Genomic DNA, 6,191 nt, shown 5'->3' on the forward strand with positions numbered 1-6,191 from the left:
AAATACCAATAATTAGATAGAAAGCGCTCTCAATCTAGAGCGCTTTTTTATTACCTTTAATAAAATCAATGGTTTATGTCAAAGTGAAAACTTGGCACACTTTCTGCGATAGAGAGGATAAAGAAAGGAGAAACACTATGTTTGAGTTAATCTTTGTTTTAGTTTTTATCGCGACCTTACTGGTTACAGGCGTCACTATGCTGACGGTATTTGCAGCAACAGGTTTTGCTATTGCCGTGATGGTATTAATGGGCATGGTGGGAGTGGTACTTAAAATTCTCCCTTGGTTGATAGTGATCGCGATAGGTATCTGGTTTTTCAAAAACCATGTGAGTAGTTCACGATAGCGAACTTGGCAAAATGTGGTAGGCTCAAAGGAGTCAAATAAAAAACTGAGAGCCTATCTATGACCACAAGGATGTCTTGGCTAACAGCAGTGTCAGTGCTGTTATTCTCTAGCTCAGCACTTGCGAATTCTATTCGCACTACGGTGGGAGCAGATGCATGGTTTGGTGACACTAAGATAGATGAACAACGTCGGGATCATGCTACAGGTCCCAATCTATTTGTTGCTATCGAACATGACCAACCTTATTTGCCATACGCGAGCTTGCGCTACACCAGCATTGATGCCGATTATGCTGGTTTTGATAAATATGACTTCTCACTTTACTATCGCTTACTTGAGCGCGAGCACATGTTGTTCGATGCAGGGGTGAGCTTAACCAAGTATAGCGATAGCCACTATCGTACTAGCATTTCTCCACAGCCCTCGTACAGTTTTAATGAACTTACCTTTAATTGGTATGCTTACGCAGAGCTTTCCATCCCAAATACGGATTTTGACATCATAGGTCAGTTTGATTTTGGTAACAGTAAAGATATCAAGCGAGCTGACGTATTGGCAGGAGTTAAATATCAAGCCAGTGATTCAGTCGCGATTAGAGCTGGCTATCGAGTTGTCGATTTAGAATTTGATGATTTAGCCAATGAAACCCCAGAAATCTCTGAGTCTCTCATCTTTGTCGATGGTTTTTTTGTTGGCGCTGAGTTTCGTTTCTAAGTGACGACCAAGTGATGCCATTAATTAATCACTAGCAAAGTCGAAGTGAGTGATTACTTTTTTAAAACGCTACCAGTGATGGTGGCGTTTTTTTATACATTTTCGTCATAATGTCGGGCTTTTTATTAGCAGTTTTATCGTTATGCACCATGCTTATAGATACAGGGACAGTTACGCAGAGAAGCAAATATGACGATTAATGAACTGCGCGCGTTGTATAGAGACAATCAGTTGGTTGAAGCCATCATTGAACCATCCGCTGAAGAAGGGCTTTGGGTGGTAGAGTTTCGTCACGCGGAAGGGGGATTTTTATTGCTGACTGATGTGCATGGTGAAGAGTGCCACTATGGTAATTTAGATATCGCCTCTAAATCGGCGATGGCAGTCGGCTTTAATCAAGTTCGTATCGAAGACCAACGTCCTCTTTAGCCTCGCAGCTTGTTGCTATATACATTGGTGCTACGTTAGCGCCTTCTTCTTATGGCTAGTGTTCACTTGCTTTAATTCCAAAAGTTATAAAACATTCACTTCTATTCTTTCTTGTTATTAAAAAGAGTGGTTAATCTATCATCACGCAATGAACAGGGATGTCGAGACCATGTCTTTAAATAAGAAAGAGTCTTCAGCCAATGGAGAGCTCTCGCAAGCAAATACACCAGAATTACCATCAATCGCTAGCCCTCTTAATGATCAGCAATTAGGTCAGTTACAGCAAACCGTATCAAGTTTGTCTTCTCAGCAACTGGCGTGGGTGAGTGGTTATTTCTGGGGATTAGCCCAAAATCAACCTGCTGCGGCAGCAGCGCCAATTAGCCAAGCGGCAGCCGTGGTGGCTGCAAAACCCGCAGGCAAGTTAACCATTATCTTTGCCTCACAAACAGGTAACGCCAAAGGTGTTGCAGAAGAGTTAGAGCATGAAGCGAAAGCACAAGGTATCGCTGTTGAGCTATTTGACGCTAGTGACTACAAAGGTAAGAACCTTGCCAAAGAAACCCACGTGATTGTCGTGGCTTCCACCAATGGTGAAGGGGAAGCGCCGGATAATGCCATCGAACTGCATGAATTTTTGCAATCAAAGAAAGCACCGAAGCTCAACAACCTAAAGTACGGTGTGATTGGTCTGGGGGATTCTAGTTATGAGTTCTTTTGCCAAACCGGTAAAGATTTTGATGCTTACCTGGCAAAACTTGGCGCGACTCCTTTTATTGATCGTATTGATTGTGATGTGGATTACGAAGCTCCAGCTAAAGAATGGCGTGCTAAAGCGCTCGATACTGTGAAAGATGATCTCTCATCAGGCGCTGAGGCGGAAGTTGTGCAACTGCCAGTAGGGCAGGCTGCCACTGGTCATGCGCAATACAACAAACAGAATCCTTACACCGCAACGTTACTGACGAGTCAGAAAATTACCGGGCGAGATTCAGGTAAGGATGTTCGCCATATTGAGATTGATCTTGATGGTTCAGGCATTACTTATCAGCCTGGCGATGCATTGGGTGTGTGGTATCAAAACAGCTCTGAACTTGCCAATGCTATTTTAGCCAAAGTAGGGCTGTCTGGTGTTGAAAGTGTTGATGTCGACGGAGACAGTCTTTCTATTCACAGCGCATTGGTGGCGAAATATGAAATTACCTCTGCTAATCCACAACTGGTGACTAAGTTCGCTGAACTATCAGGTAGCAAAAAGCTGCAAAAGCTGGTGGAAGATAAAGATAAGCTGCGCGAGTACGCGGGCAATACTCAAGTTATCGATGTATTGGCTGAGAAGAAAACCAAATTGAGCGCGCAAGAGCTGGTTGGTTTACTGCGCCGTTTGACGCCACGTCTATACTCGATTGCTTCGGCGCAATCTGAAGTGGAAGACGAAGTGCATTTAACCGTTGGTGTGGTCGAATATCAACAAGGTGAAGAGCTTCGCTTCGGTGGCGCATCGAGTTACCTCTCACACCGTTTAGAAGAGGGGGGGGAAGTGAAGGTGTTTATTGAAAACAACAATAACTTCAAACTTCCTCAAGATGATAATACGCCAGTGATCATGATTGGACCTGGGACTGGTATTGCACCTTTCCGCAGCTTTATTCAGGAGCGCGACAACCGTGAGGCAGAAGGTAAGAACTGGTTATTCTTTGGCGATCGTACCTTTACTCAAGACTTCCTTTATCAGGTGGAGTGGCAGAAATATCTGAAATCAGGATTACTCACTCAACTGGATGTTGCCTTTAGTCGTGACCAACAAGAGAAAGTGTATGTTCAGCATCGCATTCTAGAAAACGGTGCTCAAGTATGGCAGTGGATTGAAGAGGGCGCTTATCTATATGTGTGTGGTGATGCGACTCGTATGGCGAAAGATGTCCACGAAGCATTGGTTTCTGTTGCACAAGAGCACGGCAAACTAAGTAAAGAGCAAGCAGAAGAGTTTATTAATAATCTGCGTAAGGAAAAACGTTACCAAAGGGATGTGTACTAATGAGCAAAGAACAACAACAAGTACTTGGTGAAGTATTAGGTCCTTATGCTGACAATGAACGCTTAAAGCGCGAAAGTAATTTTCTTCGCGGTACTATAGAGCAAGATTTACAAGACCGTATTACGGGTGGCTTTACCGCGGATAACTTTCAACTGATCCGTTTCCACGGTATGTATCAGCAAGATGACCGCGATATTCGCAATGAACGTGCGAAGCAGAAACTCGAACCTCTACACAATGTCATGCTGCGTGCACGTATGCCGGGCGGCATTATTACGCCAAAGCAGTGGTTGGCCATCGATAAGTTTGCCAGTGAACATTCGCTGTATGGCAGTATTCGTTTAACCACGCGTCAGACCTTTCAGTTCCACGGTGTTCTAAAGCCAAATATTAAGCTGATGCACCAAACACTAAATAGTATTGGTATCGACTCTATCGCTACCGCAGGTGATGTGAACCGAAACGTCCTTTGTACCACCAATCCGGTAGAGTCTGAACTTCATCAAGAAGCGTATGAATGGGCGAAAAAGATCAGTGAACATCTGCTGCCAAAAACCAAAGCGTATGCCGAGATTTGGTTAGATGGCGAGAAAGTAGAAACCACAGAAGATGATGAGCCGATTCTCGGTAAACACTATTTACCGCGCAAGTTCAAAACGACGGTTGTGATCCCGCCACAGAATGATGTCGATGTGCATGCCAATGACCTGAACTTTGTTGCCATTGCTGAAAACGGCAAATTGGTTGGCTTTAACGTGCTGGTGGGCGGTGGTTTGGCGATGACCCACGGTGATACCTCGACTTATGCGCGTCGCGCGGATGACTTTGGTTTTGTACCACTGGATAAAACCTTAGATGTTGCAGCTGCTGTGGTCACGACACAACGTGATTGGGGTAACCGTTCGAATCGTAAAAATGCCAAGACCAAATATACGCTTGATCGTGTCGGTATTGATGTGTTCAAAGCTGAAGTAGAAAAGCGTGCAGAAGTGAAGTTTGCCGCCAGTCGTCCTTATGAGTTCACTGAACGAGGGGATCGCATCGGTTGGGTAGAAGGTATTGACGGCAAGCACCATCTGGCACTGTTTATTGAAAATGGTCGCTTACTTGATTTCCCTGGTAAGCCTCTTAAAACGGGGATGGCTGAAATCGCGAAGATTCACAAAGGTGACTTCCGCATGACAGCCAACCAAAACTTAATCGTCGCGGGCGTTGCTAAGTCCAACAAAGCGAAGATTGAGAAAATTGCACGAGCGCACGGCTTGATGGATGACCAAGTCAGTGAGCAGCGCAAAAATTCTATGGCTTGTGTGGCATTCCCGACTTGTCCGTTAGCGATGGCTGAAGCCGAGCGTTTTCTACCGCAATTTGTTACCGATGTGGAAGGTATTCTTGAGAAACACGGTTTACCGAAAGAAGACAGCATTATCTTACGTGTTACCGGCTGTCCAAATGGCTGTGGGCGAGCGATGTTGGCTGAGATTGGCTTAGTAGGTAAAGCGCCTGGTCGTTATAACCTGCATCTAGGTGGTAACAAAGGTGGTACGCGTATTCCGAAGATGTATAAAGAGAACATTACCGATAAACAGATCCTAGAAGAAATTGATCTGCTGGTGGGACGCTGGGCAAAAGAGCGTAATAAAGGAGAGTGCTTTGGTGATTTCGCAATTCGCGCCGGAATCATTGAAGAGGTCTTTGTATCAAAGAGGGATTTGCATGCTTAATTCAACCGTGAGTTCACTTGAGTTAAAACAATTACTCACGTTGACTAAAACAGAGCAGATTCTGCAACTGGGTCTGATCAATGCCGAGCTAGAACAAATGACAGCGCTGCAACGAGTGAGTTGGGCGGTGGACAATCTCACGGGTGAGTTTGCGGTTTCTTCGAGCTTTGGTGTTCAGGCGGCAGTGATGCTGCATCTCGTGACTCAAGTTAAGCCTGATATTCCGGTAATACTGACGGATACCGGTTACCTGTTCCCAGAGACTTATCAGTTTATTGAGCAATTGACTCAACAGCTTGGTCTGAACCTTAAAGTGTATCGCGCGCAGCAAAGTCCTGTGTGGCAAGAAGCGGTGCATGGCAAATTGTGGGAACAAGGTGTTGAAGGCATCGAGAAATACAACAAGCTAAATAAAGTAGAGCCAATGCGCCGTGCTTTAGATGAGCTAGAAGTTGGAACTTGGTTCTCAGGTCTACGCCGAGAGCAGTCACAATCACGAGCGAACTTGCCGATTCTTTCGATTCAAAATGGTGTGTTTAAGTTTTTACCTGTCATCGACTGGAGTAATAAAGATGTGCACTACTATTTAGAAGAGCACGATTTGCCTTATCACCCTTTAAGAGAAGAAGGCTATCTTTCTGTTGGCGACACACATACAACGAGAAAGTGGGAACCTGGGATGAAAGAAGAAGAAACTCGCTTCTTCGGTTTGAAACGTGAATGTGGACTCCATGAAGAGGATGGAGAAGAGCACGGTTCGGGAATTTAGTTCGACGTATAAAGAAAAGGCTGCTTAACGCAGCCTTTTTTATGCTTAAAAAATCACGAATTGTGGATAACCTTGTGGATGAGTTGTTGGCTTGTTTGGGGTAAATTTAAATAAATAAAGCTTTGAGCGAAAAAGCTGCATGTAAGCGTTATTTTTGTAATTTTTGCA

At 44.5% G+C, this 6,191-nt stretch carries 6 protein-coding genes; all 6 read left to right on the forward strand.

Translation table 11 applies throughout. The features are described from left to right. Positions 1 to 137 precede the first annotated feature (137 nt). The 6 genes from pspG (at position 138) to GZN30_RS14595 (ending at position 6,023) form a co-directional block, all read left to right on the forward strand. A complete protein-coding gene (gene pspG / locus GZN30_RS14570; RefSeq protein WP_075651925.1) occupies positions 138 to 347 on the forward strand; it encodes an envelope stress response protein PspG in 210 nt (69 codons plus the stop codon). A gap of 59 nt (positions 348 to 406) precedes the next feature. After that, entirely contained in the window at positions 407 to 1,063 is a 657-nt protein-coding gene (locus tag GZN30_RS14575; protein WP_083627214.1) for a TIGR04219 family outer membrane beta-barrel protein, read from the forward strand. Positions 1,064 to 1,252: 189 nt separating this feature from the next. After that, positions 1,253 to 1,492: a hypothetical protein gene (locus GZN30_RS14580; protein WP_075651927.1), complete on the forward strand. Its 240-nt coding sequence runs from the start codon at positions 1,253 to 1,255 to the stop codon at positions 1,490 to 1,492. 148 nt (positions 1,493 to 1,640) lie between these two features. Then, positions 1,641 to 3,530, forward strand: a complete 1,890-nt coding sequence (locus GZN30_RS14585; protein WP_171972070.1) for an assimilatory sulfite reductase (NADPH) flavoprotein subunit — start codon at positions 1,641 to 1,643, stop codon at positions 3,528 to 3,530. Next, on the forward strand, positions 3,530 to 5,254 hold the full coding sequence (gene cysI, locus GZN30_RS14590) for an assimilatory sulfite reductase (NADPH) hemoprotein subunit (protein WP_075651931.1): 1,725 nt from the start codon (positions 3,530 to 3,532) through the stop codon (positions 5,252 to 5,254). The genes GZN30_RS14585 and cysI overlap by 1 nt, the downstream gene beginning before the upstream one ends. Beyond that, entirely contained in the window at positions 5,247 to 6,023 is a 777-nt protein-coding gene (locus tag GZN30_RS14595) for a phosphoadenylyl-sulfate reductase (protein ID WP_075651933.1), read from the forward strand. The genes cysI and GZN30_RS14595 overlap by 8 nt, the downstream gene beginning before the upstream one ends. Positions 6,024 to 6,191: the final 168 nt, after the last annotated feature.

Origin of the sequence: Vibrio ponticus, from assembly GCF_009938225.1 — a bacterium.
Lineage (GTDB): Bacteria > Pseudomonadota > Gammaproteobacteria > Enterobacterales > Vibrionaceae > Vibrio > Vibrio ponticus.